Here is a 24,383-nt window from a genome sequence, read left to right on the forward strand (position 1 = left end):
TCCCGGGCCGATGACCGGACACGGGTCGGTCAGAGCGCCGTCCAGCCGCCGTCGACGTTCAGGGCGTGGCCGGTCATGTACCGCATCCGGCCGGACGCCAGCACCGCGATCGCGTCGGCGATCTCGTCGGGTTGGGCGACCCGGTCCAGCGGGATGCGGGCCTCCACCTCCTTGCGCAGCTCCGGGATCTCCATCCGCCACCGCGTCATCGGTGTCTCGGTGTAGCCGGGGCACACGGCGTTGGACCGGATGCCGTGCGCCGCGTAGTCCACCGCGATCGACCTGGCCAGCATCAGCGCGGCGCCCTTGGACGCGTTGTAGGCGGCCTTGCCGGGGAACACGATCTGCGCGGCGACGGACGCGACCGTGATGATGTGCCCGCCGCCCTGGCGGATCATCGCCGGGATCACGGCCTTGCTGCAGAGGAACACACCGCGGCTGTTCACCGCGGCGATCCGGTCGTAGTCCTCGACCGAGGTGGTGTGCAGCAACGTCGCGGCCTGGCCGCCGTGGATGCCGGCGTTGTTCACCTGGACGTCGACGCGGCCGAAGCGGTCGAACACCGCCTCGTACGCGCGCTGCACGTCGGCCTCCTCGGCGACGTCCGCGGCGAGCCCGAGGCCGTCCGGCCCGGCCGCCTCTGCGGCCGCGTCACCGTCCAGGTCCAGCACCGCGAGGCGCATCCCGTCGGCGAGCAGCCGCGCGCAGGTAGCCCTGCCGATCCCGGATGCACCCCCGGTCACCACCGCAACCGGCGGCCGCCCGTCACCGTCCGCGACACCGTCGTCGACCACTCCCACCACCGCCCTTTCGGCCCGCTTGGGGATCGACGCTAGGTCCGGGCCCGCTCCCGGGTGAATGGCCCGGCGGGAAAACCGCGGCCCGTTCCTTGGTGTGCGGCAGACAACGGCAGCGATCAACGGGGGCTCGGGTACGGGCTGCGGTAGGCGCCGAAGAACCCGCGCACCTCACGCAGCCGCCCGTCCGGTCCGGCGATCACCACGTCGATGCCCTCGTGCACGGTCACGCCGTCCGGCCCGCACACCCGCCAGGTGAAGCACGCGCCGTCGCCGTGCACGTCGACGGCGCTGGTCCGTTCGATCACCGCGCCGGGCCACCGCGTCGCGAACCGCCGGGCGTGCCCGACCAGGGCCTCGCGCCCCTCGATCCGCGCGGTGGGATCGAGGTAGCGGCCGTCCGCGGCGAAGGAGCGCTCCAGCAACGCACGCCGGTCGGACTCGTCGGCGCTGTTCCACGCCGCGACGTAGTCCGCCACGACGGTGCCGAGAGCGTGGTCGGGATCGTCGGACATCAGGACCTCCGGGAGCCGGGCTTGTGCGTGCGGGAAACGACGGAGCCGATCTTTCGTGTACTCGCGCATGTCGCGCCGGACATCGCGGTGGTTCACTGGGCGTGTGACCGGCTCGACGCAGACCGTCGGCAGGACGGTGACGACCCCGCGATCGGGCGAGCCGAGACGCAGGCCGCGCTGGCCGCGGGTGATCGACGACTTCGCCGCCGCGGCGGCAGGCGGGCTTCCCGCCGTCGCGGAGACCGCCGTGCGCGCGGTGCGCCCGCTGGTCGGGGCGGACGCCGCCGCGGTCGTCCGCTGGCAGGACGGGCAGCCGGTGGTGCTGGCCGTGCGCGGCGACCTCGCAGGCGTCCTGGAGCGCCGGCCCGAGGAGGGGACGAGCGCGCACGCCGGACGGCCGGTCGCGGCGGTCACCGTGGACCCGCGCACCGACGTCGTGGTGACCCGGTCGGCGCTGGTCCCGTTCTCCGACGCCGACATGGAGGCGCTGCGCGCGGTCGGTGAGCTGGTCGACTGGGCCGGCGGCGGGCACCGCCCGGACCTCCTGGCGCGCGGGTTCGCGGGCCGGGTGGTCGGCTCGCTCGACCCGGACGAGGTGATGGTCTCGGTCGCCGACGGCATCGCGGCGCTGATGCGCGCCGAGATCGCCGGGGTGATGCTCTGCGACGCCTCCGGCGACTACGTCGAGATGCAGCGGGTGATCGGAGCGACCCGCCAGGAGGTCTCCCGGCTGCGGATCCGGACCGGTCAGGGCCTCGCCGGGCGCGTGATGGAGTCGGGCCGCCCGGAACGTCTCGACGACTACTCGACCGATCCGCGCTCGGCGCCGGAGTTCATGGCACTGTCCGACGTGGAGGGGACCTGCTCGGCGATCGCCGTGCCGCTGGTCTGGGACGGCGCGCTGACGGGCGTGCTGTGCGGCTGGCGCCGCCGCCGCCAGCCCTTCACCGACGCCGACGAGGCGCTGTTCGCCGGGTTCGCCGAGCTGTGCGGCGCGGCGATCCACAACGCGCAGCGCCACCACGCGCAACGCGTCCGCGCGGACCGGCTGGAGGCGGCCCACCGCACCCTGGAGGAACGCCACCAGGCCGCACAGCGCGACCTGCAGGTCTACGGCGAGCTCACCCGCGTCGCCGTGGAGGGCGGGGACGTCGGTGCGCTGGTGCGCGCGGTCGGCACGCTCACCGGCGGCACCGCGGTCGTCGTCACCGAGGACGGCCGGGTGCTGGGTTCCCCGGCGCGGGGGCCGGACCCGGTGACCCGGGCCGTGCAGCGGGCCGCGACGGACGCGGGCGAGCTCGACGACAACGGCGCCCCGCTCTGCCTGCGCCAGGACGACGGGTCGTGGCTGCTGGTCGTCCCGGTCCGGGCGGCCGGGGTGACGTTCGGGCGGCTGGGCCTGGCGCTCCCGGCAGCGCCGACGGCGGGCGACCGGCTCGCCGCCACCCAGGCGGCGGTGGTCAGCGCCCTGCTGCTGGCCCGCGAGGAGGCCGCGGTCGCCGCCGCCCGACGGCTGCAGGCCGAGTTCGTCTGGGACCTGCTCGACGGGCGGCTGCCGGACTCGGTGGAGGCCGGGGTGCGGGCGCGCCACCTCGGCGCCGCCTTCGCGCTGCCCGCCCGCGTGGTGGCGATCACCCTGCGCGGCCTGGCGTGCGGTGCTGCGGCCGACGGGTGGAGCCCGGAGCTGCTCGAACGCGCCCGCGGCACCTGCGCGAGGTTGATCACCCAGGCGCTGGACGCGGCCAGGGCCGGTGCCGTCCTGGCGCGGCGGGCCAACACGTTCGCCCTGGTGGTCCCCTGCGGGCCGGGCGACTCGCTCGACAACGCGCGGCGGCTGGGCGCCGCGCTGGCGACGATCCGCTGGCCCGAGGGGATGACCGCGGCGATCGGCGTCGGCGGCGCCGTCGGCGAGGTCGCCGGGTTCCCACAGGGTTGGCGGCAGGCGCAGCTCGCCCGCTCCGCGGTGGCGGAGTCGGGCGAGCCCGCGGTCTTCGAGGACCTGGGTGTGCTGCAGTTCCTGCTCTCCCCGAGCTCGCGCGACGACCTCGACGGCTTCGCCCATCGCCAGCTGGGGCCCGTGCTCGCCTACGACGCCCGGCGCGGCACCGAGCTGACCCGCACCCTCGGCGTCTACATCTCGGCGGGGTGCAGCACGCGACGCACCGCGGAGCTGATGTGCATCCACCACCGCACCGTGTCGTACCGGCTCAAGCGCGTGTGCGACCTGACGGGGTTCTCCCTCGACGACCAGGAGGACCTGTTCCGGATCCAGCTGGCCTGCAAGATCCTGGCCCTGTCGGCACCGGGAGTGTCGACAGGGCCGGGCGGCTGAGGAACCGGCGGCGATCAGCTCACCGCGACCGGCTCCGGAGCCACCTGCGCGGCCTGCGCGGCGTACTCCGTCCTGATGATCTCGGCTGCCTCCACCATCGCGGTGAGCTTGCACTGCGCGATCCACCGCTTGAGGTTGGGCAGGCCGCAGTCCGGCATGATCCCGAGGCGCTCGATCGGCACGTAGTTCAGCACGCCGCGGATCCGCTCGGCGATCTCCTCCGCGGTCTCCACGGTGACCTGCTTGACGTCGACCACACCGGCGACGAACGGCTTGTCCCAGCCGTTCTCGGCGAGCGGCGCGAGATCGTGCACCCCGACCCGGCCGACCTCGTAGTTCAGCACGTCGATGTCGGCACCGAACACCTTCGGGAAGATGTTGCGCGCCCGCTGCGTCGCGTCGGTCGCCCCGCGCGGGCGGCGGGCCACGTCGTACACGCCGAGCTCGCTGCGGTGTTCGTCGTCGCCCTCGTAGGGCAGATAGGACGGCGACGAGCCCAGGTTGCCCCAGCACACGTGCAGCCAGATCTGCGCGTCGACGTCCTTGACCGCCATGTTCAGGCAGTCGATCTCCCAGTCGCCCATGCCGTAGGGCCAGACGAACTCGTCGAGCTGGATGATGTCCACGCCCAGCCCTGCGAGCGCCTTGAGATCCTCGTTGACCGCCTTGGCGATGGCGGCGCCGAGCGCCTTGATGTCGTTGTAGTAGGTGTCGTTCGTCGCCGCGGTCATCGCGCCGACCCCCGTGTAGGAGACCTTGATGGGCCGGTCGGTCACCCGACGCATCGCCTTGAGCGTGTCGAGGTGGAACGGGTAGCGGCGGCGCACCTCGCCGACGCACGTCGGCGCGTAGAGCATGCTGTAGATCGGTACGCCGATGTTGGGGCCGTCGAGCTCCATCCCGGTCATCCGCTCCATGTAGTGATAGAGCAGCTGCCCGTAGGAGTCCTCGCCGTCGAAGACGCGCCCGTCGGCGACGATGTCCAGGCCGGCGCGTTCCTGGTCACCGACGATGCATTCGATGCAGTCCTGGTAGGCCTCCTCGGAGATCGAGTCGAAGGCGATTCTCCCGGGCCGGCCGGGGTAGCGCGCGAACGCGTGCCCCTTCCACCATCGCGGCTCCGGGTACTTACCCACCATCGTCACAGGGAGCAAGATCTCCTGATTTCCGACCCGCATTCCTGGCCTCCTCGCCGACAAACGCGTCCACCCGGTGGTCCGACGATGAACTGAACCACCGGGCCGAGGACGTCCGACATGTCCGTTCGGGAAAAACCGCGGCGGTCCGGTTGCCCAGGGGTGATAGCCGCCACACCTGACCGTGGGTCAGGGCCAGACCTGCGGGAACATGTCGCACTCGATGGAGCCGCCCACCTCCAGATCGGGCGCGGTGACGTGCCCGGTCAGGTTCTTGTTGCGGAACATGTTCGCGGCGTGCGGGTTCCAGGTCGCCCCGTCGCCGACGTAGAAACTGGTGATCGCACGGCGGTAGCGCTCGGTCCGGTTGCCCCGCGAGCCGTGCACCGTCCGCGGGTCGTGCAGCAGCAGGTCGCCCGGCTCGGCCTCGGCCACCAGCCAGTCGTAGGAGTCGTACTCGGCCTCGAAGTCGGGCATGTCCTCGTAGGGCGAGTTCTTGTAGGTCTCGACGATCTCCGGCAGCGGCTTGAAGCCGATCGGATGGTAGATCTTCCCCCACAGGTGCGATCCCCGCAGGTAGTGGACGGCGCCGCCATCGGCGGTCGCCGTGTCGAACGGCACCCAGATGCGGACCTGCTGCTCCCCCTTCACCGGCAGGAACGGCAGGTCCTGGTGCCACGGGGTGGCCTTGGTGGCTCCCGGCTCCTTCGCGAAGATCTGGTCGTAGAAGAAGATGATCTTATTGGCGTCGGTGAGCACCTGCCGCGCCACCTCGGCCAGTGGGCCGTGGATCGCCCAGGCCTTGAACGCGTCGTCGAACATCCACGGGAATGTCAGCGAGAAGAACCGAGGATCGCCGTCGTCGGCGTAGTTCTGCGACGAGGGGTCGGATTCCTCGATCAGCCGGGTCACGGCCTCCCGCATGAACTCCACCCAGTCCTGCGGGATGACCCCCCGGACGACCGCCGCGCCGTCGCGGGCGTAGGCGGCCCGCTCCTCGTCGGACACCGGGCGAATCAGTCCGGATCGCGGATAATCGATTCCGATGTCGGCGATTGCGGTGCTCATGAAGATCTCCTTCGCTCGGTGCGCCGACGACCGGCGCCGCTCGGCAGCCGCCATGCAACCAGCGCCGTCCGGAAAGGCACATGTACGTGGGGGAAAACCTGCCGCCGTCGATTTGCCTTTCCGGCGGGCGTGCGCCGGATCCGGGCGCGATTACGCTGCGCCGGAAGGCGGAGGGCGGGAAGGCGGGAGCCGATGAACGTCGCAGGGTTGCTCGCACAGGGCGCGATCCGGAAGCCGGGACGGCCAGCCTGGACCTTCGGCGACCGTTCGGCGAGCTACGCCGCGTTCGGCGACCGGGTCGCCGGGCTCGCCGCCGGGCTGGTCCGGACGGGCCTGAAGCCGGGCGACCGGCTGGTGCTCCTGCTGCCGAACACCCCCGAGCTGGTGGAGGCGCTGTTCGCGGCGATGTGGGCGGGGCTGGTCGCGGTCCCGCTCAACTGGCACCTGCACCCGCGGGAGGTCTCCTACGTCGTCGAACACTGCGCGGCCGCGGCCATCCTGGTGGCGCCCGAGACCGCGGCCGCCGCCGAGGACCTGCCGGCCGGCACGCACGTCTTCCACGCCGGTGGCGGGCCCGGCACCGACCTCGCGGACGTCTCGGACCCGCCGATCGCGCTCGCCGAGACCGCACCCGACGACCCGGCGTGGCTGTTTTACACCTCCGGCACGACGGGGCGGCCCAAGGGCGCGACGCTGACGCACCGCAACCTGCTCGGCATGACGCTGCGCTACTACGCCGACATCGACCAGGTCGCGGCCGGCAGCGTGTTCGTGCACGCGGCACCGCTCACCCACGGCAGCGGCCTGTACCTGCTGCCGGCGGTCGGCCGGGCCGCGCACAACGTGATCTCGACGCACCGCAGCTTCGACCCCGGCGACTACCTCGCGCTGCTCGCCCGCCACCGGGCGAGCCACGCGGCGTTCGTCGCGCCGACCATGCTCAAGCGGCTGCTCCTGGCGGGCGATCCGACGGGCCACGACCTGTCCGCGCTACGCAGCATCGTCGTCGGCGGGGCCCCGCTCTACCTGGCCGACCTGCGCGCGGCGACCGCGGCGTTCGGCCCGGTCGTCACCCAGATCTACGGGCAGGGCGAGTCGCCCATGACGATCACCGTGATGCCGCCCGCGACGACGGCCGAGCTCGACGCCGACCCGGACCGGGCGCTGTCGTGCGGCCGGGCGTTCACCGGCCTCGAGGTGCGCGTGGTCGACCCGGACGGGCGGCCGGTCGCCACCGGCGTGGACGGCGAGGTGTGCGTGCGCGGCGACGTCGTCATGCGCGGGTACTGGGCGGACACCGCGGCGACCGACGGCGCCCTGCGCGACGGCTGGCTGCACACCGGCGACCTGGGCCACCTGGACGCGGGCGGCCACCTCTACCTCACCGACCGCGCCAAGGACGTGATCATCACGGGCGGGAGCAACGTGTACCCGCGCGAGGTGGAGGAGGTCCTGCTCACCCATGCCGACGTCCGCGAGGTCGCGGTGATCGGCCGGCCCGATCCCGACTGGGGCGAGTCGGTGTGCGCCTTCGTCGTCGCCGAGCCGGGCCGGCCGCAGCCGGACCCCGCGGTGCTGATCGCGCACTGCCGGGACCGGCTCGCGTCGTTCAAGAAGCCGAAGGAGATCGTCTTCATCGACGCGCTGCCGAAGAGCGCGGCCGGGAAGATCCTCAAACGGGAGCTGCGCGGGAGCCGGCCCGGGTCATGATCGCCGGATTCGGGACGTGGCGTGCACCGGCGCACCCCATGTCCCGAATCCGGCGATCTTCCGGCCGACCCGGACGAGGTCACCTGGGCCGTGCGGTCGGGAGCCGGCGCACCGCGGGCCCGTCAGCGGCGGCGCAGCAGGTAGGTGTCCATGATCCAGCCCTTGCGCGCCCGACACGCCGCGCGGACCCGGGCGATCTGCGGGCCGACCGTGCGCAGCTCTCCGCTCATCAGCACCTCGTCGGGCAGGCCCAGGTAGGCGCCCCAGTAGATGTCCAGCCCGGCGGTGACGGAGTCGGGCAGGCCGAGGAAGGCGTCGCCCCCGTCGAGCATGACCAGCACGTCCGGGACGTCGGCGGGCATGCCGCGCTCCGCGAGCCGCCGTCCCGTGGTGATGAGGACGGGCTCGCCGATCCGGTTCAGGATCAGCCGGTGGCGGGCCGCGAGCACCTGCACGGCGCTGATCCCCGGCACGGACACGACCTCGACGGGGCGACCGCCGGCCGCGACGGCGCGCTCGCCGATGCGCTGCAGGATGCGCAGCGTGCCGTCGTAGAGCGCCGGATCCCCCCAGACCAGGAACCCGCCCACCTCGCCCGGCGCGAGCGCGTCCAGCAGCTCCTCGTAGGCGGCCTCGCGGCGGCCCTGCCAGTCCGCGACGGTGCCGGGGTAGTCGGCGGGCCGCCGGTCCCGGGGCAGCTCCGGCGTCGTGGCGACGCGGTAGGGCCGGGTGACGTGGCGGGCCAGCAGCTCGGCGCGCAGCCCGGCGAGGTCGCTGGTCGCCTCGCCCTTGTCGACGGCGAGGAACACGTCCACCCGGTTCATCGCCTCGATCGCCTCGACCGTGATGTGCCGGGGATCGCCTGCGCCGATCCCGATGACGAGGACGAGGCGCGGGTCGGTGCCGGGATCGGTGCGGTCAGCCACGCTCGGACCCCGTCGCCACGTCCATCCGGTAGCCCTCCCGGTCCGACCAGTGCGCCGTGACGGTGAACCGGTCGCCCCGGACCACCGTCTCGCGCCACTCGACGGGCCGGTTGCGCAGGCAGCCCAACCGGTGGATCTCGAAAGCCGCCATGCCGGCGGGCATGCCGAGCAGGCGCCGGACCGCCGCGGGTGGCACGACGGCCCGGATCGTCTCGGTCCCGCCGGTCAGCCGGGTGCCGGTGAGCCGGGCCAGCTCGTCGTAGAGCCCGGAGCGGGTGAGGTCCGCCTCCAGCAGCGGCCCGGCCACCGACCGCGGCAGCCAGGCCCGGTCGACGGCGAGCGGCTCGCCGCCCGCAAGGCGCAGCCGTTCGAGATGGACGAGCTCGGTGCCAGCGGGCCGGTGCAGCCGGGCCGCGAGATCCGCGTCCACCCGCACGTCCAGCACGCGCACGACGCTGCGTTGCTCGACGCCCTGCGCCTCGACCGAGCGGAACAGCGAGTAGAGCGCGCCGAGCGGCTGCTCGATGCCGGGGCGGCGCAGCCGTGTCCCGCGCCCGCGGCCCGACTCGAGGATCCCGTCCGCCCGCAGGCGCCGCAGCGCCTCGCGGACGGTGTGCCTGCTCACCCCGTAGTCCGCGACGAGCTCCTGCTCACCGGGGAAGCGGTCCTCGAACGCCCCCGCCCGCAAGCGGCGCAGGACGTCCGCCTGCAGCTGTGCCCACAGCGGGAGCGGGTGGTCGCGGTCCAGCGGCCGCGACCGGGGGCTGCGCGCCATCACCACCCCGCAGGAAGTCCGTACCCACCGTCCGGTCGTCCGGCCAGGCTAGCGCGGTCCTCCCGGTGCGCCGGGCCGGCCGTCGATCACCCCGCCGACCCAGGCGCGCAGCTGCGCGGCCGGCACCGCCCCCACCTGCCTGCCGATCTCGCGCCCGTCGCGCAGCAGGAGCAGGGTCGGGATGCTGCGGGCCGCGTACCGGTTCGCCACGCCGGGCGCCCGGTCCACGTCGACCTTCACGACCTTGACCCGGCCGGCCAGCTCGCGCGCGACCTGCTCCACGGCCGGCGCGACGGCCCGGCACGGGCCGCACCAGTCGGCCCAGAGATCGACGAGGACCGGTAGCCGGGCGGCTCCGGCGATCTCGGCGAAGTCGGCGTCGTCCGCCGCGACGACCCACGGCAGCGGCGCCGAGCACGAACCGCAGCGGGGCGTGCCCGCCGCGGCCCGGGGCACGCGGTTGCGCCGGCCGCACGCCGGGCACGCGACCACGTCCGTCGCGGGGTTCGTGGTGGGTTGCGGGCTCATGACTCCATCGTCCCCGTCATCGTCCCCGTCATCGTCACCGCCGAGGTCAGGCGCTGGGCGCGGGGACGAGGGTGGCCCAGGCGGCGTAGCCGCCGAGGAGGTCGGACACATCGCGGAAGCCCTCGCGGCGCAGCAGGCTCGCCGCGACTCCGGAGCGGTAGCCGCCCGCGCAGTAGGTGACGACCGGCCGGTCGCGCGGGATCTCCGCGAGCCGGTGCGGCAGCTGCGCCAGCGGGACGGCGAGCGCCTCGGGGATCCGGCCCGCGGTCACCTCGCCGGGGTTGCGCACGTCCACGACGACCGGGGCGGCGGGCCCCGCGAGCACGGCCGCGAGCTCCGGTGCGGTGAGCCGGCTCGCCCGCGCGAGCCGGTCCGGCACGGCGAGGAAGGCCCCCTCCGGCTCGCGCAGGTACCCCGAGACCCGGTCGAACCCGATCCGCGCCAGGCGGATCACGATCTCCTCCTCGCGATCCTGCGGGGCGACGACCACGACCTCCTGCTCGGGGCGCACCACCGTGCCCGCGGTCTCGGCGAACCGGCCGTCGGCGGGCACGTTCAGCGAGCCCGGCAGGTGACCGGCGGCGAACTCCTGCGGCTCCCGGGCGTCCACCACGACCGCGCCGGCGGCCTGGCGGGCCAGCGCCTCGTCCAGCTCGAGCGGGACCGGCGCCGCCGTCGGGTCGAGGACGTCGTGCTGCTTGCGGTTCTGCACCGCGTCGTAGACGAAGTAGTCCGGCGCGGCCGGCTGGCCCTCGGTGACCACGGCGAGGAACTCCTCGCACGACATCGGCCGGCACGCGTAGTTGGTGCGGCGCTGGTCGCCGATCGTCGACCAGCGCTGCGTCGACAGGTTCTTGCCGCACGCCGAACCCGCCCCGTGCGCGGGGAACACCCGGACCTCGTCGGGCAGCTCCATCAGCCGCGCGATCGAGTGGTACAGCAGCCGGCCCAGCTCGTCCGCGGTGAACCCGATCGAGGCCAGCAGGTCGGGGCGGCCGACGTCGCCGATGAAGAGCGCGTCACCGGTCAGCACGCCGTACGGGACGGCGTCGTCCGCGTGCTCGTGGACCAGGACGCTGATCGACTCCGGGGTGTGGCCCGGGGTCTCCAGGACCTGCAGGACGACACCGTCGTCCGGGTCGCCGAGGACGATCCGCTCGCCGTCGGCGAGGTGGCGGACCGGGTACTCGGCCTGCGCGCGGGTGCCGTACCCGATCCAGGCGCCGGTCGCGGCCGCCAGTTCCAGGTGGCCCGCGAGGAAGTCGGCGTGGAAGTGCGTGTTGATGACGCCGACGATGGTGAGCCCGTGCGCGCGGGCGTCCGCGAGGTACTCGGCGACGTCGCGGCGGGGATCGACGACCACCGCCCGGCCGGTCGTCTCGTCCCCGACCAGGTAGGAGGCCTGCGACAGGCAGTCGAGGTAGTACTGCACGAACTTCACGGTGTCCTCCCGGGCGATCGGCGGTCCCGACGACCAGTTCAACCCGGAGCAGCACGACATCCATCCCGCCGAAGGTCCCGACCTCCCAGGGTCGGAATCCTGCACGTCGACGGCCTTGTGTCCGTGCATCACGACCGGGTGGAACGCGTCCGATTGTCCGGACATCAAGTCCGTACTCGTGCCCGAGACCTCCCGGGGAGCGGTCAGGCCACCCGTCGCCCGGCCGGGGCGACGCCGGGGCGGCGCCGCGCCCGCCGCCGCGCTCGGGCCCCGGGCACGCCCGTCGCCGCGCCGCGCACGCCTGCGGGGCGTGCCGCGTCCCCCCGCCCGTCCCGGTCGAGGCACCACAGCAGGAGCAGCAGCAGGAACCCGGCCAGGACGGGGACATGGCCGACGAGCCGTCCCGGATCGACCCGGTTGGAGAGCACGTCGAGCACCGAGAGCAGCCCGAGCAGGCCGAGGAACGCGCCGACCACCGGTACCAGGCCCGCCGGTCGGGTGCGCGACGCCGCGACGACGGCGAACGCGACTCCCAGCGCGAGGTTCCATGCGGAGCTCTCGTGGACCAGGTGCGCGGAGCTGGCCCCCGCGAGCTGGCCGCCGCCGTGCTGGGCCTGCCCGACCGCGACGACGCCGCTGACGACGAGCGCCACCTGCCCGGCGGCGACCCCGCCGAGCCCGAGCCGGACCAGGTCCGGGAGCCGCCGCCGCATCCGGTCGGCGCCCTGGGCCTCGCTGGTGCGGGGGCCGGGGGTGGGGCCCGCGGCGGCCGCCGCGGAACCCGCGGAGGGACCGGCCGCAGAACCGGCGGCGTCGAGGGCCGCCGCGACGGCGTCCGTGAGATCGGGGCCGGGCACGACCGGCGCCATCCGCGCGAGCCTGGTGATCCGGGCCGCCCGCTCGACGAACTCCCGGCACGGCGGGCACTGCGCGAGGTGCGCGTCGGCACCGCCCACCTCCTCCGGCCCCGCCTCGCCGTCCAGCCGGGCCGAGACGATCTCCCGGCACTCGCGACATTCGGGGCGGTCCCGCTGCTCGTCACCCATGCCCTCATGGTCGCCGCGGCGCACCTCGCGGTTCCGGCGGGAGTCGGGCGGTTACGCTGCCCGCATGGCCGGTCGCCCCGACGACGCGATGCTCACCGAGTGGGCGCTCGCCGCCGGGCGCGGGGACCGCACCGCGCTCGCCGCGTTCGTCCGGGCCACCCAGCGCGACGTGCTGCGGTTCGTCACCCACCTCGCCGGGGCCGCCGACGCCGAGGACCTCGCCCAGGAGACCTACGTCCGCGCCCTGCGGTCGATCGCCACGTTCACCGGCCGGTCGGGGGCGCGCAGCTGGCTGCTGTCGGTCGCCCGGCACACCTGCGCCGACGCGGTGCGCACCGCCCGGCGGCGCCCGCGGTGCAACCCCGTCGCGGACTGGGAGGCCCACACCGCGTCCGCCGTCACGGCCCGGTCCGGCGCGGAGGAGGCCGTGGCGCTGCGGGCGCTGGTCGCCGCGCTGGACCCGGCGCGGCGGGAGGCGTTCGTCCTCACCCAGGTGCTGGGGCTGGGCTACGCCGAGGCCGCCGAGGTCTGCGGCTGCCCCATCGGGACGATCCGGTCGCGGGTGGCCCGGGCCCGCGAGGACCTCGTCGCGGCGCTCGACGGTCGCGCCGGTGCGCGCACCGCCAAGGGCTGAGCCCGCGCGGGCAGGCATGGCCGCACGTATCGACGTCGACGCCGTCGTCGTCGGTGCCGGGCATCACGGGCTGGTCGCCGCGGCGATCCTCGCCGACGCCGGGTGGGACGTCCTGGTGCTGGAGGCGCAGGACGAGATCGGCGGCGCGGTCCGGTCGACGCTTCTGTGCCCCGGGTTCGTCGCGGACCGGTTCAGCTCCTTCCACCCGCTCGCCGTGGCGTCACCGGTGCTGCGCGCGCTGGAGCTGCAGGCCCACGGGCTGCGCTGGGCGCACGCGCCCGTGGTGCTCGCCCACCCGCTGGGCGAGCACGCCGCCGTGCTCCACCGCGACCCCGAGCGCACGGCCGCGGGCCTCGCCGCCATGCACCCGCGCGACGGCGACACGTGGCTCGCGCTCGTGCGCAGGTGGGAGCGGATCGAGGAGCCGCTGCTGCAGACGCTCTTCGCGGCGTTCCCGCCGGTGCGGGGGCCGGCGGGGCTGCTGCGCCGCGTCGGCACCCCCGAGGCGCTGCGGATCGCGCGGTTCGCGGCCCTGCCCGCGACCCGGATGGTCCGCGAGCTGTTCGACGGGGAGCCCGCACGGATGCTGCTGCTCGGCAACGCCGCGCACGGCGACGCCCCGCCGGTCGCGCCGGTCAGCGGGGCGCTGGGCTGGCTGCTCGCGATGCTCGGCCAGCGCCACGGCTTCCCCGCTCCGGTCGGCGGCGCGGGTCGCCTCGCGGCGGCGCTGCGGCGCCGGGCGGAGACCGCGGGGGCGCAGATCCGCACCGGCGAGCGCGTCGAGCGGGTCGTCGTGCGCGCCGGTCGGGCCGTCGGGGTGCGGACGGCGACCGGGCTCACCGTGCGGGCCCGCCGCGCCGTCGTCGCGGACGTGTCGGCGCCCGCGCTGTTCGGGCGCCTCCTGCCGCCGGACGCCGTCCCCGCCCGGCTGCGCGACGACCTGCGCCGGTTCGAGTGGGACGGCCCGACCGTGAAGATCGACTGGGCACTGGACGGCCCGATCCCGTGGCGCTCACCCGGCGTCGCCGGCGCCGGGACGGTGCACCTGTGCGGCGGCGCGGACGGCGACGACCACCGTGCCGGCCACAGTGCCGACCACAGTGCCGACCACAGTGCCGAGCACCGCCTCGTCCGGTGGTCGGCCGATCTCGAGACCGGGCGGCTGCCGCGGGAACCGTTCGTGCTGCTCGGCCAGATGACCACGACGGACCCCGGCCGCTCCCCCGCGGGCACCGAGTGCGCGTGGGCGTACTCGCACCTGCCGCCGGGGCGCACCGGCGCCGCGGACGCCGACGAGCTCGCCCGCCGGATCGTCGCCACCGTGGAGGCGCACGCGCCGGGCTTCGGCGACCTGATCCGCCACCAGGCCGTCCGCGGGCCCGCCGAGCTGGAGGCGGCCGACGCGAACCTCGTGGGCGGCGCGGTGAACGGCGGCACCGCGCAGCTGCACCAGCAGCTGCTGTTCCGGCCGGTCCCCGGCCTCGGGCGGGCCGAGACGCCCGTCGCGCACCTCTTCCTGGCGAGCGCCTCGGCGCATCCCGGCGGCGGGGTGCACGGGGTCTGCGGGCAGCTCGCCGCCCGTGCGGCGCTCGCCGAGCACGGGGGGCTCGGGGCCGCGCGCCGGGCGCTGCGCTCCGCCGCGATGCGCCACCTGTTCCGGGACACCCCCGCGCGACCATGATCGCCGAAATCGGGACACCAGCTGCATATCCGCAGCTCATGTCCCCATTACGACGATCATGGTCCAGGCCCGGCGTCCCGGGCGGCGCCCGCGCGGGCGGCCCGGCGCGCCGGCAGCGGCAGCACGAACCACAGCAGCACGAGCAGCACCAGCACCGGCGCGGCGACGGCGATCGCCATCCCCCGGCCCAGCGTCACGTCCAGGACCAGCAGGACGGCGGCGGCGAGGGCGAGCGCGAGCGCGACGAGGCCGACCTGGAAGAGCCGGTGGCCCAGCCGCACGACCTCCGCCTTCACCCCCAGCGAGAACGTCATGCGATGGGCCGCGGCCGGCGCGATGAGCAGGCCGACGCTCACCACGGTCAGGATCACGGCGATGGTGTAGGTCCAGCGCTGCAACTGGTCCGCGCGGGCGAACCGCTCCGAGAACGCGAGCGAGATCAGGCCGGCGAACAGGATCGTCACGCCGATCTGGGCGACGCGCAGCTCCTGCAGGAGCTCGGCGAGGTTGCGGTCGGCACGCTCCGCATCGGTCTCCGAGCGGCGAGCGGTGGCGTCCGCCTGCCACGGGGGACTTCCCGCGATCGGGCTGGACATGACGCGGAGTACCCGGTCGCGCTCCAGACCACACTCGTTGGAGTGATCAGGTCGGCGACGTCGAGCCGGAGCGTCACCTCCTGGCCTGCGACCCGGCGTCCGGACACGCCCCGCGCGGACCGATCAGCCCGCACCCGGGGCCGCGGCGCGCATCGCTTCCGCGCGGCGGACGTGCCCGAGTGCCCGGGCCCGGCGCTGCGCGTCGAGCTGCAGCCCGCGCAGGTCCAGGGTGAGCACGCGCGTCGACTCGTCGCCGGTCCGGGACCCGAACGGGATCCCGAGCCGGTGCAGCAGGCCGAGCATGGCCTTGTTCTCGACGAGGACCTCGGCCACGAGCTCGTCCAGCCCGCGGACGACGGCCACGTCGACCAGGCGCAGCAGCAGGGCCCGTCCGACGCCCTGGTGCTGCAGCGCGTCGTCCACCACGACGGCCAGCTCGGCGTCGGTGGCCCCGGGGCTGCCCTCGTAGCGGGCCACGGCGACGAGGTCGGCGGGCTCACGCACCGCGACCAGCGCGAACCGCCACTCCTCCGGCACCTGGGTGAACCGCTCGACGACGGACGGCGCGAGCGCCGGGCGGGCCCCGAAGTAGCGCCGGTAGATCGTGTCGCCCGACAGCCGCGCGTGCAGCTCGACGAGCCCGTCGGCGTCGCCGGGGGCGATGGGGCGCACGGTCAGCGCGGTGCTGTCGCGGGTGACGACGGTGTCGGGGTCGGGCGCGGGTCCCGGCAGCGGCGGCATCATGCCCCGACCCCGGCGGCGGCGAGCACGGCGGTCGCGGCCGCCGCTGCACGGGCCGCCGCCTCGCCGACGGGCAGCGCCCGGAACTGCGGAGTGTTCACCTCGACGCAGTACGGGCCGCGGAACCCGGTGGCGTCGACGGCGCGCACGAGCCCGACGACGTCCAGCTCGCCCTCGCCGGGCAGCCGGCGTGCGGTGCGGGCGTGGTGCAGGAAGTCCGCGTGGACGCGGGGGCCGTCGTTGAGCTGCACAGCGGCGATCCCGCAGCCCGGGAGGTCCGCGAGCAGCGACGGGTCGGCGCCGCCGTTGGCGAAGTGCCAGACGTCGACGAGCAGGCCGGCGTTGGGTGCCCCGGCCCGGCGCAGCACCTCGACGGCCGTACCAGCATCGCGCAGGGCCGACCACGGGAACGCCTCGACCGCGACGAGCAGGCCGCGGCGGCGCAGCCGCAGGGCGAGGGCCCGCAACCGGTCCGCCGCGGCGTCGAGGTCCGGGTCGGTGTCGAGCGCGCCGTCGCGGAACTCCCCGGCGCTCACGTGGCGCCCGCCGAAGGCGTCCGCGACGGCCTCGATCCCGGCCACGGTGTGTTCGAGGACCACCTCGTCGGGCTCGACCACCCACCCGCCGAGGAACTCGATCTCCACCAGCCGCAGGCCGGTGTCGGCGAGCACCGCGCACATCTGCGCGGCGTCCAGGCCCTGGGCCCGGGTGCGCGGCAGGTCCTCGGCGTGCATCCCGACGCCTGCGAATCCGGCCTCGGCCGCCGCGACGCAGCGCTGCACGAACCCGTGGCGCGGCTCCTCGGCGAACCCGGCCCCGGTGAGCGTGAAGAAGCTCGCAACCAGCTCCGGCCGGTCAGCCACGGTAGGCCGCCACCTCCACCATGAACCGGGCGTTCTCGCCCGCCCGGCCGAAGTCGGGGGCCTCGATCGCCGAGCGCGCGGGGCGGTGGTCGCCGAACCGTTCGGCCCAGACCGCGTTGAAGACCGGCCGGTCGCGCTGCAGGTCGCGCATGACGATGCCGACGTGCACCACGTCGGTCAGCCGCGCGTCCGCGGCGGCGAGGATCGCCTCCAGGTTGTCGAAGAGCTGCTCGGCCTCCGCCCGGGCCTGCGCGGGGATCGCGTGGTCGGTGGGCGCGGCCCCGAACAGGGCCGACACGTGGATCCAGCCGCCCGCCTCCACGGCCTGCGGGACAGGTCCGGTGTGCGCCGGGGCGTGGTCGGTCCGGACGGTCCTCATCCACGGCCCCATTCGACGGTCAGCTCGCGCCGGGCACCGAAGCGCTCCAGGTGCCTGCCGACGACGTCCTGCACCCGGGCCAGCGCCTCGGCGTCGGCCGCCTCGGCGATCAGCTCCAGGCCGTCCGGGCCGGGTCGCACCGTCGCCGTCCCGTAGGCGAACCGCAGCCGCCCGCCGTCGGGAGCGCCGTCGAGCGGCTCCACCGCCGTCTTGCGCCCGAGGTGGGCGAGCAGCTGCTTGGCGTACCGCGCGGCCGCGTCGGTCGCGACGACGGCCCGCGCGCTCTGCGGCCCGTCGCCGGTCACGTGCCCTGCACCTCGATGACGCCGAGGCCGTCGAACTCGAAGGTGACGCTGCCGCCCGCGACGACCGGCACCGGTGCGGTCACCCCGCCGGAGAACACGAGCTGGCCCGCCTTGAGCTGCTCGCCCTGCAGCGCGAGCCGGCCGGCGAGCCAGGCGACCGATGCGGCCGGATGCCCCATGACCGCGGCCCCGGCCGCCGTCATCACCACCTCGCCGTCGACGCGCACGACGCAGCCGAGCAGCCGCAGGTCGACCAGCTCAGCTGGCCGCCGGGCGACCGGCCCGAGGTAGAACGCGCCCGCGCTGGCGTTGTCGGCGACCACGTCCTCCAGGGTGAACCGGAATCCCTCGTAGCGCGAGTCCAGCACGTCCACTGCGCCGAAGACGGCCTCGGTCGCGGCGAGCACGGAGGTGACCGTCGCAGGCGCGGGGACGTCGCGGGCGAGCAGGAAGGCGATCTCGGACTCCACCCGCGGGTGGATGAACGAGTCCAGGCGCACCGGCTCGCCGTAGGGGGCGAGCATGCCACTGGTGACCCGGCCGAACAGGGGCGCGTCCACGCCCATCGCCTGTTGCTTGTTGCGGCTGGTGAGGCCCAGCTTGTAGCCGACGAACCGCTCCCCGTCGGCCAGCTTCGACGCGACGAACAGCCGCTGGGCCTCGTAGGCGGTGTCCAGATCGAGGTCGGGATGGTGGTCGCTGAACTGCGGGATGGTCTTGCGCTCCCGCTCGGCGGCGATGAGGTCGTTCGCGACGGCCTGGGCGTCGATCATGCCGCGGACTCCTTCGAGAAGCGCACGGTCACCGCGCCCAGGTGGGCGAACTCCGCGCGGAACGTGTCGCCGGGGACGACCGTGACCATGGCGTGCGGCGAGCCCGGCAGCACGACGTCCCCGGCGCGCAGCCCGGAGCCGAACGCGCCGAGCTTGTTCGCGAGCCAGGCCACGCAGCGGGCGGGGTTGCCCAGCACGGCCGCACCCGCGCCGGTGTGCAGGACCTCGCCGCCCCGGCTCACGACGACGCCGACCAGCCGCAGGTCCACCCGGTCCACCGGGGTCAGCTTCCCGCCCATGACGAGCAGCCCGGACGAGGCGTTGTCGGCCACCGTGTCGACCAGCTTGATCTTCCAGTCCGCGACGCGGCTGTCCACGATCTCGATGGCGGGCAGGACGCCCGCGATCGCCGCGAGCGCGGTGGCGGTGGAGACCCCGGGCCCGGCGAGGTCACGGCCGAGGACGAAGGCCATCTCGGCCTCGACGCGGGGCTGCACCAGGCGCGCCAGGTCGACCTCGTCGCCGTCCTCGACGATCATGTCCTCGGTGAGCACGCCGAAGTCCGGCTCGTCCACCCCGAGGAGCTGCTGCATCGGCCGCGAGGTGAGGCCGACCTTGCGGCCCACGATCCGTCGCCCGTCGGCCACCCGGCGCTCGACGTTGACGGTCTGGATCGCGTAGGCGTCCTCCAGGCCGAGGTCGGGATGGCGATCGGTCAGCGGCGGGATCGGCACCGCGGTGCGGTCGGCGTCCCAGAGCTCGCCTGCCAGGTCGCGGTGCAACTGTGTGGGTGGCACCAGGGCAGGCTCGCCGCCCGCGCCCCGGCCGGGCAACGGCCCGGCCACCCCCTTCCACGCAGTGGGAAGGCAACCGGGGGCCGGTCAGGACACGGGCTCGGCGAGGCGCGCGGCGAGCTGGCGGCGCCGGTTCACCCCGAGCTTCTGGTAGGCGTTGCGCAGGTGGAACTCGACCGTCTTCACGCTCACCACGAGCTCGGCGGCGATCTCCCGGTTCGTCCGCCCCACGGCCGCGAGCCGCGCCACGACCAGCTCCTGGGAGGTGAGGGCCGTCCCGTCGCGGCCGGTGCGCTTCGCCGGGTGCAGCCCCGACGCGGCCATCTCCGTGCGGCACCGCCGCGCGTAGGGCTCGGCGCCGAGGGCATCGAAGGCCTCCAGGGCCGCGGCGAGCAGCTCCGCACCCCGGCGGCGCTGCCCGCTGCGGCGGGCGAACTCGCCGGCGGCGAGCTGCACCTTGGCCCGCTCCAGCGGCAGCCCCACCCGGCCCGACGCGTCCAGCGCGAGCGCGAACGCCTCGTCCGCGCGCTCCGGGCGCCCGCAGGCCGCCTCGACGCGGCCGCGGGCCCGCGCGATGCGCGCGATCGACGAGAACCGCCCCCGGTCCGCCGCGGCCTCCTCGTGCGGGTGCAGCAGCGCGTCCGCCTCCTGCGCGCGACCGACGCCGACGAGGCCCTCGGCGTAGAGGTCCTGCCAGGCCCAGAACCCCGGCTCGTCCGTCGCGTCCCGGACCGGGAACGAGCGCACCGGCTCCAGCGCGGCGACCACGGCGGCGGGATCACCGCGGGCCTCGGCGAGCCGGGCCGTGCTCATCGCGATCGCGACCACGGACCGCTCGTAGTCGCCCGGGTACCGCGTCGCCGACTCGGCGATCGCGGCTTCGGCGACCGTCCACTCACCGCGCGCCGCCGGGACGAGAGCGGCGATACCCAACGCCATCGCGCGCGTGAAGCCCCAGTCCGACTCGGAGTTGATCGCGACGGCGCGCTCGGCGTGCACGACCGCGTCGTCCCAGGCCCCGGCCAGGTACTCGGCGCGGGCCAGCGTCGCGAACGCGAACGCCGCGGTGTTGAGCACGCCCAGCCGGTACGCGGTGGTGGCGACTGCGGCGAGGTCGCTGCGCGCCCCGTCGAGGTCGTCCTCGACAAGGCGCAGGTGGCCGCGTGCCGAGCGCGGCTGCAACCAGGCCACCTCGGGGTCGTCCGGATCCCCATCGGCACCCGCGATGGCACCGAACGCCTCAGCGCGATGCCCGCTGTAGCCGAGCGCGTGGGCCAGGTACGTCTGCGCGGTGCGGCGGACCTCGGTGCCCGCGGCGGCGTGCTCCAGGGCACGCCGGCACCACTCGACGGTGCCCGCGCCGTCGAGGCGGCCGTAGCGGTGGATCGCGGTCTGCAGCGCGATCGCCGCCACCACCTCGCGGGCCGTCCCGCTGTCGCAGCGCTTCCAGGCCCCGTCGAGCAGCTCCTCCGCGGCGGCGGGGTCCTCACGCGCCATCGCGAGGCCCGCGAGGACGCTGTCGCGCCGCGCGCTGCCGGGCATCTCGACGACCTCGGCCGCATGTGCCGCCGCGCTCGCGGCGTCCCCGGTCTGGATCATCCACATGAGCGCGCCGAGCAGCCGGTCCCGACCCTCCTCGCGGTCCGAACAGAGCCGTCCGGACTCGACGAGATGGCGTGCCGCGCTCGGCCACGCCTGGCGCGACGCCGCGCGCCGGGCGAAGGACAGCAGGTCCGCGGAGAGGTCCGCATCCGGTGCGGGCGCCGCGGCGACGCGGTGCGCGAGCACCGTCGCCTCGTCCTCGACGAGCGTGGCGGCCCGGGTGTGCAGGGCGCTGCGCCGCGCCGGGCCGAGCGCGTCGTACACGGCCGAGCGCACCAGCGGGTGCGGGAACGACAGCATCCACGGGTGCCGGGCCGCCGAGGTGACGAGGAGGTTGCGCGCCACCGCCTCGTCCGCGGCCGCGACCGGGTCGGCGACCTCGCCGAGCTCGGCCGCCAACGGCAGCGACGAGCGGCTGCCCAGCACGGCGGCGGCGTCGACCAGGCGGCGGGCGCCCTCACCGCAGGACGCGTAGCGCCCCCGCACCACCAGCCGGAACGAGCGCGGGGACGGCAGCGGGCGCCCCTCGGTCCAGCCCCACTCCTCGGTCGGCACCTCCTCGAGCACCGCGCGGGCGTGCAGCGGGTTGCCCCGCGTGTGGCTGCGCAGCCGGTGGGCGGCCTGGGCCGGGAACCTCGCGATGCCGAGGACGGTGGCGAGGTCGGTGATGTCGCGCTCGTCGAGGCCCGCCAGCCGCAGGGTGACGCCACGGCGGCCGGAGAGCAGCCTGCGCAGGCTCCCGGGCAGCGCCGCGACGTCCTCCTCGCGCACCGTGAGGAGGGCGAGGACCTGGTCGGCGATCAGCCGACGGAGGGCGAAGACCAGCGCACGCACGGAGAGCTGGTCGGCCCACTGCAGGTCGTCGACCACGAGGACGACCGGACCCGCCGTCTCCATCTCGCCGATCAGCTCGAGCAGGCGCGTGCCGACCGCGACGGGATCGGCAGCGTCCCCGGGACGGGTCGCCGCGCGCAGCGGGTCGCCCCGCACGCCCGCGGACCGGGCGAGCTGGTCGATCACCCCGCAGGCGAGCAGCGTCTCCCCCTCCTCGCCGCTGGCACGCACGACGGTGACACCCTCCGCGCCGTCGAGGAAGCGCTCGACGAGGGCGGTCTTCCCGATCCCGGGCGGGCCCTGGATCTGTACGATCCGCGGCCGTCCGGCCCGCACGTCGGCGAGGCGCTCCTGCAGGAGCGACAGCTCGGGCCGACGGCCGACGAAGGGGTCCACTGCGCGCTCTTCTCGGGACGGCGTGCGCCGCGGCGCGGGCCACGGCGCCCGTGTGGGGCAGAGCGCCTCGACCCTAGCGGACCGGCAGGGCCCCCGGGGGCATCGCGGCGAGGACCGCCGCGTGCAGCGTGCGCCCGACCCGGGTGGCGAGCAGGACGTCGTACCAGTAGGCCGCGACCTCACGGCCGAGCCGGGCGTCGTCGATCTCCAGCACGGTGAGGCCGTCCGACTCCGCCTTGCCGGCCGCGACGGCGTTGACGACGCCGATCCCCAGGCCGGCCTTCACGAGCCCCACCAGCGTCCCGATGGTGTCGGTGGTCGCGCGGGGCCGGATCGCCGCGCCGTGCTCGGCGAGCAGCCGCACGACCTCGGGCCCGCCCTCGGAGGAGGTCCCGCAGAGCAGCAGCGGCGAGCACAGCACGCGATCGAAGGTGACCGGCCCGTCCGCTCGGGCCAGCGGGTCGTCGGCACGGACGAGGGCACGGAACGGCTCCCGCCACAGCACGCGCTCGCGCAGCCCGGCCGGGAGCGGGTGCGGCAGCCGCGGGAGCAGCGCGAGCGCCACCCCCTCCCCGAGGCTGCGGCTGTCGGCGTCGTGACGGGCGTGCTCGGCGAGGCCGAAGCGGACGCGGGGCAGTTCAGGGGCGATCGTCGCGAGCAGGTCGGGGAACACGGTCGTGCCGATGGACGGGGTGGTGAGCAGCGTGACCGCGCCCTGGTCCAGGCCGCGCAGGGCGCTCACCGCGGAGCGCGCCGTACCGACCCCGCTGACGATCTCGCGCGCGTGCCGGGCGAACACCTCGCCCGCCGGGGTGAGCGTGGCGGGGCGGTGCGTCCGGTCGATCAGGCGCACGCCCAGATCGCGTTCCAGCGCCGCGATGTGCGCGCTCACCCGCGACTGCGAGCGGTGCAGCTGCTCCGACGCAGCGGTGAAGCCCCCGCGGTCGACGACCGCGAGGAAGGTCTCGAGCCAGTCCAGTTCCATCGCATCCGGGATGGTGCTCCCCGCGCCGCAGCTTCGCCCCCGGGAGCGACCCCAGGATTTCACCGGCCGCAACCCCAGGAACAGATCCGACGATCCGGGTTCCGGATGGTGTCCTCCGGATCACGCGCTGGTCACCTCGCCGTAGTGCGAGGTTTGCTTTCCGTGAACCGATCGCGGCTGCCGGTGATCCGACCGATCCCGCACGCGGCGGCGCCGACACAGGGAGGTGTCCTCGACGTGGCAGGGAACTCCGCCGAGGCCGGCAGATCGGTCACGAGCAAGATCACCGCGATCCTCATGACCTTCACCGAGGGCAGCGAGCACACCCTCACCGAGATCGCCCGCCTCGCGGGGCTGCCCATCTCCACGGCCCACCGGCTGACCTCCGAGCTGGCGTCCTGGCGGCTGCTGGAGCGCACCGAGAACGGCAACTACCGGGCGGGACTCCCGCTGCGGGTGATCGGCGGTTCCGACGCGGACCCGCCCACGGTCGCCGACCGCGCCCCGCACGTCCTCGAGGACCTCGTGCAGTCCACCGGCTGCCGGGGGCGCGTCGGCGTGCTCCAGGAGCTGGAGGTCTCCTACATCGAGAAGCAGCCAGGGCTGCGCCCGGTGACCACCTTCCATCCGGCGGCCACGCTGCCCGCCCACCCGACCGCACTGGGACGGGCGCTGCTGGCGTTCGCCCCGGCCAGCACCGTGGAGCTGACGATCCTTCGGGGGCTGCGCCCGTACACCCCGTACACGGTCACCGCACCGGACCGCTTCCGGCGCGCGCTGGCCGTCGCCCGGCTCACCCGCGTGGCCGTGGCACGCCGGGAGCTCGAGGCGGACGTGTGCGGCGTCGCGATGCCGGTCTTCGGGCCCGGAGGCGAGATCGTCGCCGCCATCGAGCTGAGCGCCCGCGACCTCAGCCACCCGCTCCAGCCCGTGGTCGCGGCGCTGTCCATCGCCGCACGCAGCCTCTCGCGCGAGCTCGCGGGCGGCGGGCGCCCGGCCACCGCCTTCGCGGACGTCGCGGATACGCCGGCCCGGCTGGCCGACGCGGTCGGGCGGGCCCTCCAGCACGCCTGATCGGGCACCCGCGCTCTTCTGGCGGGGCGGGAGCTCTGGCGATGTGGCGCGGACCCCCGCCCCTCACGAGCCCCACCCCCGCGAGCCCCCGCGAGCCCCACCCCTGGCCGCGCGAACGGCACGTACGGGAAGACCTATTTCCCGTACGTGCCGTTCGCGGCTGACGAGCCGCCCGGGCACCGCGACCTCGCAGAGGCCGGACACACTTCGCAGAGGCCGGACGCACTTCGCAGAGGCCGGACGCACCCCGCAGAGGCTGCAGCCCGTGCGAGGCGTGTGCTGTCCCTGCGAGGACCGCCCGTCACTGCGTGCCGTTCGCGGCTGCCGAGCCGCCCGGGCACCGCGACCTCGCAGAGGCCGGACACACTTCGCAGAGGCCGGACGCACTTCGCAGAGGCCGGACGCACCCCGCAGAGGCTGCAGCCCGTGCGAGGCGTGTGCTGTCCCTGCGA

Annotated in this window: 23 protein-coding genes; 5 read left to right on the forward strand and 18 right to left on the reverse strand. The window is 75.1% G+C overall.

Going from position 1 to position 24,383, the window contains the following annotated elements; all coding sequences use genetic code 11:
• Positions 1 to 29: 29 nt before the first annotated feature.
• The gene (locus AB7J25_RS13735; RefSeq protein WP_428508854.1) at positions 30 to 794 is read right to left on the reverse strand and encodes an SDR family NAD(P)-dependent oxidoreductase; all 765 of its coding nucleotides are present in this window, start codon (positions 792 to 794) and stop codon (positions 30 to 32) included.
• Between the two features lie 122 nt (positions 795 to 916).
• Positions 917 to 1,312, reverse strand: coding sequence for a nuclear transport factor 2 family protein (locus AB7J25_RS13740; RefSeq protein WP_428508856.1), 396 nt, complete (start codon positions 1,310 to 1,312; stop codon positions 917 to 919).
• Positions 1,313 to 1,448: 136 nt separating this feature from the next.
• Between AB7J25_RS13740 and AB7J25_RS13745 the strand changes: the two genes are divergently transcribed.
• Positions 1,449 to 3,644, forward strand: coding sequence for a helix-turn-helix domain-containing protein (locus AB7J25_RS13745; RefSeq protein WP_428508858.1), 2,196 nt, complete (start codon positions 1,449 to 1,451; stop codon positions 3,642 to 3,644).
• A 14-nt stretch (positions 3,645 to 3,658) separates the two neighbouring features.
• Here the strand turns inward: AB7J25_RS13745 and AB7J25_RS13750 are convergent, their stop codons facing one another.
• Positions 3,659 to 4,783, reverse strand: coding sequence for a cobalamin-independent methionine synthase II family protein (locus AB7J25_RS13750; protein ID WP_428508903.1), 1,125 nt, complete (start codon positions 4,781 to 4,783; stop codon positions 3,659 to 3,661).
• A 186-nt stretch (positions 4,784 to 4,969) separates the two neighbouring features.
• On the reverse strand, positions 4,970 to 5,848 hold the full coding sequence (locus AB7J25_RS13755) for a phytanoyl-CoA dioxygenase family protein (RefSeq protein ID WP_428508860.1): 879 nt from the start codon (positions 5,846 to 5,848) through the stop codon (positions 4,970 to 4,972).
• Between the two features lie 192 nt (positions 5,849 to 6,040).
• Here AB7J25_RS13755 and AB7J25_RS13760 point away from each other — a divergent pair, with 192 nt between their 5' ends.
• Positions 6,041 to 7,558 carry a class I adenylate-forming enzyme family protein gene (locus AB7J25_RS13760; protein WP_428508862.1) on the forward strand — a complete coding sequence of 506 codons (1,518 nt, stop codon included), beginning with the start codon at positions 6,041 to 6,043 and terminating at the stop codon, positions 7,556 to 7,558.
• Positions 7,559 to 7,680: 122 nt separating this feature from the next.
• Here the strand turns inward: AB7J25_RS13760 and cobF are convergent, their stop codons facing one another.
• The 5 genes from cobF to AB7J25_RS13785 all read right to left on the reverse strand — a co-directional run bounded on the left by cobF (position 7,681) and on the right by AB7J25_RS13785 (position 12,274).
• The gene (gene cobF, locus AB7J25_RS13765; protein WP_428508864.1) at positions 7,681 to 8,484 is read right to left on the reverse strand and encodes a precorrin-6A synthase (deacetylating); all 804 of its coding nucleotides are present in this window, start codon (positions 8,482 to 8,484) and stop codon (positions 7,681 to 7,683) included.
• Positions 8,477 to 9,259: a GntR family transcriptional regulator gene (locus AB7J25_RS13770; RefSeq protein ID WP_428508866.1), complete on the reverse strand. Its 783-nt coding sequence runs from the start codon at positions 9,257 to 9,259 to the stop codon at positions 8,477 to 8,479. Before AB7J25_RS13770 ends, cobF begins: the two co-directional genes overlap by 8 nt.
• Before the next feature lie 48 nt (positions 9,260 to 9,307).
• On the reverse strand, positions 9,308 to 9,787 hold the full coding sequence (gene trxA / locus AB7J25_RS13775) for a thioredoxin (protein WP_428508868.1): 480 nt from the start codon (positions 9,785 to 9,787) through the stop codon (positions 9,308 to 9,310).
• A gap of 46 nt (positions 9,788 to 9,833) precedes the next feature.
• A complete protein-coding gene (locus AB7J25_RS13780) occupies positions 9,834 to 11,228 on the reverse strand; it encodes an MBL fold metallo-hydrolase (RefSeq protein WP_428508870.1) in 1,395 nt (464 codons plus the stop codon).
• Between the two features lie 203 nt (positions 11,229 to 11,431).
• The gene (locus AB7J25_RS13785) at positions 11,432 to 12,274 is read right to left on the reverse strand and encodes a zf-HC2 domain-containing protein (RefSeq protein ID WP_428508872.1); all 843 of its coding nucleotides are present in this window, start codon (positions 12,272 to 12,274) and stop codon (positions 11,432 to 11,434) included.
• Positions 12,275 to 12,338: 64 nt separating this feature from the next.
• On the opposite strand from AB7J25_RS13785, the gene AB7J25_RS13790 reads away from it, so the two are divergent.
• Both AB7J25_RS13790 and AB7J25_RS13795 read left to right on the forward strand, forming a co-directional pair.
• Positions 12,339 to 12,908 carry a sigma-70 family RNA polymerase sigma factor gene (locus AB7J25_RS13790; RefSeq protein ID WP_428508874.1) on the forward strand — a complete coding sequence of 190 codons (570 nt, stop codon included), beginning with the start codon at positions 12,339 to 12,341 and terminating at the stop codon, positions 12,906 to 12,908.
• 16 nt (positions 12,909 to 12,924) lie between these two features.
• Complete coding sequence (locus tag AB7J25_RS13795; protein ID WP_428508876.1) at positions 12,925 to 14,589, forward strand: phytoene desaturase family protein; 1,665 nt, start codon at positions 12,925 to 12,927, stop codon at positions 14,587 to 14,589.
• A gap of 56 nt (positions 14,590 to 14,645) precedes the next feature.
• Here AB7J25_RS13795 and AB7J25_RS13800 read toward each other — a convergent pair whose 3' ends face one another.
• From AB7J25_RS13800 to AB7J25_RS13840, 9 genes are all read right to left on the reverse strand, one after another.
• On the reverse strand, positions 14,646 to 15,185 hold the full coding sequence (locus tag AB7J25_RS13800) for a DUF6328 family protein (RefSeq protein ID WP_428508878.1): 540 nt from the start codon (positions 15,183 to 15,185) through the stop codon (positions 14,646 to 14,648).
• Positions 15,186 to 15,308: 123 nt separating this feature from the next.
• Positions 15,309 to 15,929 (reverse strand): N-acetyltransferase family protein, encoded by a 621-nt coding sequence (locus tag AB7J25_RS13805; RefSeq protein WP_428508880.1) that lies wholly within the window; start codon positions 15,927 to 15,929, stop codon positions 15,309 to 15,311.
• Positions 15,926 to 16,789: a sugar phosphate isomerase/epimerase family protein gene (locus AB7J25_RS13810; protein ID WP_428508882.1), complete on the reverse strand. Its 864-nt coding sequence runs from the start codon at positions 16,787 to 16,789 to the stop codon at positions 15,926 to 15,928. The genes AB7J25_RS13805 and AB7J25_RS13810 overlap by 4 nt, the downstream gene beginning before the upstream one ends.
• The gene (locus AB7J25_RS13815) at positions 16,782 to 17,168 is read right to left on the reverse strand and encodes a RidA family protein (protein WP_428508884.1); all 387 of its coding nucleotides are present in this window, start codon (positions 17,166 to 17,168) and stop codon (positions 16,782 to 16,784) included. The genes AB7J25_RS13810 and AB7J25_RS13815 overlap by 8 nt, the downstream gene beginning before the upstream one ends.
• On the reverse strand, positions 17,165 to 17,473 hold the full coding sequence (locus tag AB7J25_RS13820) for a DUF2218 domain-containing protein (protein WP_428508886.1): 309 nt from the start codon (positions 17,471 to 17,473) through the stop codon (positions 17,165 to 17,167). Before AB7J25_RS13820 ends, AB7J25_RS13815 begins: the two co-directional genes overlap by 4 nt.
• Positions 17,470 to 18,246 (reverse strand): 2-keto-4-pentenoate hydratase, encoded by a 777-nt coding sequence (locus AB7J25_RS13825; protein WP_428508888.1) that lies wholly within the window; start codon positions 18,244 to 18,246, stop codon positions 17,470 to 17,472. The genes AB7J25_RS13820 and AB7J25_RS13825 overlap by 4 nt, the downstream gene beginning before the upstream one ends.
• A complete protein-coding gene (locus AB7J25_RS13830) occupies positions 18,243 to 19,043 on the reverse strand; it encodes a 2-keto-4-pentenoate hydratase (RefSeq protein WP_428508890.1) in 801 nt (266 codons plus the stop codon). Before AB7J25_RS13830 ends, AB7J25_RS13825 begins: the two co-directional genes overlap by 4 nt.
• An 84-nt stretch (positions 19,044 to 19,127) precedes the next feature.
• Complete coding sequence (locus tag AB7J25_RS13835) at positions 19,128 to 21,872, reverse strand: ATP-binding protein (RefSeq protein ID WP_428508892.1); 2,745 nt, start codon at positions 21,870 to 21,872, stop codon at positions 19,128 to 19,130.
• A gap of 73 nt (positions 21,873 to 21,945) precedes the next feature.
• Positions 21,946 to 22,857 (reverse strand): LysR family transcriptional regulator, encoded by a 912-nt coding sequence (locus tag AB7J25_RS13840; protein WP_428508894.1) that lies wholly within the window; start codon positions 22,855 to 22,857, stop codon positions 21,946 to 21,948.
• Between the two features lie 237 nt (positions 22,858 to 23,094).
• On the opposite strand from AB7J25_RS13840, the gene AB7J25_RS13845 reads away from it, so the two are divergent.
• Complete coding sequence (locus AB7J25_RS13845) at positions 23,095 to 23,931, forward strand: IclR family transcriptional regulator (protein ID WP_428508896.1); 837 nt, start codon at positions 23,095 to 23,097, stop codon at positions 23,929 to 23,931.
• The last annotated feature ends 452 nt before the right edge of the window (positions 23,932 to 24,383 follow it).

This window comes from Pseudonocardia sp. (assembly GCF_050246655.1).
Taxonomy (GTDB): Bacteria; Actinomycetota; Actinomycetes; order Mycobacteriales; family Pseudonocardiaceae; genus Pseudonocardia.

Excerpts from the sequence above, each read along its gene's own strand:
- AB7J25_RS13740 (WP_428508856.1), bottom strand. The coding sequence starts at position 1,312 with ATGTCCGACGATCCCGACCACGCTCTCGGCACCGTCGTGGCGGACTAC.
- AB7J25_RS13750 (WP_428508903.1), bottom strand. The coding sequence starts at position 4,783 with ATGGTGGGTAAGTACCCGGAGCCGCGATGGTGGAAGGGGCACGCGTTC.
- AB7J25_RS13755 (WP_428508860.1), bottom strand. The coding sequence starts at position 5,848 with ATGAGCACCGCAATCGCCGACATCGGAATCGATTATCCGCGATCCGGA.
- AB7J25_RS13760 (WP_428508862.1), top strand. The coding sequence starts at position 6,041 with ATGAACGTCGCAGGGTTGCTCGCACAGGGCGCGATCCGGAAGCCGGGA.
- AB7J25_RS13770 (WP_428508866.1), bottom strand. The coding sequence starts at position 9,259 with ATGGCGCGCAGCCCCCGGTCGCGGCCGCTGGACCGCGACCACCCGCTC.
- trxA (WP_428508868.1), bottom strand. The coding sequence starts at position 9,787 with ATGAGCCCGCAACCCACCACGAACCCCGCGACGGACGTGGTCGCGTGC.
- AB7J25_RS13785 (WP_428508872.1), bottom strand. The coding sequence starts at position 12,274 with ATGGGTGACGAGCAGCGGGACCGCCCCGAATGTCGCGAGTGCCGGGAG.
- AB7J25_RS13790 (WP_428508874.1), top strand. The coding sequence starts at position 12,339 with ATGGCCGGTCGCCCCGACGACGCGATGCTCACCGAGTGGGCGCTCGCC.
- AB7J25_RS13795 (WP_428508876.1), top strand. The coding sequence starts at position 12,925 with ATGGCCGCACGTATCGACGTCGACGCCGTCGTCGTCGGTGCCGGGCAT.
- AB7J25_RS13800 (WP_428508878.1), bottom strand. The coding sequence starts at position 15,185 with ATGTCCAGCCCGATCGCGGGAAGTCCCCCGTGGCAGGCGGACGCCACC.
- AB7J25_RS13805 (WP_428508880.1), bottom strand. The coding sequence starts at position 15,929 with ATGATGCCGCCGCTGCCGGGACCCGCGCCCGACCCCGACACCGTCGTC.
- AB7J25_RS13815 (WP_428508884.1), bottom strand. The coding sequence starts at position 17,168 with ATGAGGACCGTCCGGACCGACCACGCCCCGGCGCACACCGGACCTGTC.
- AB7J25_RS13825 (WP_428508888.1), bottom strand. The coding sequence starts at position 18,246 with ATGATCGACGCCCAGGCCGTCGCGAACGACCTCATCGCCGCCGAGCGG.
- AB7J25_RS13840 (WP_428508894.1), bottom strand. The coding sequence starts at position 22,857 with ATGGAACTGGACTGGCTCGAGACCTTCCTCGCGGTCGTCGACCGCGGG.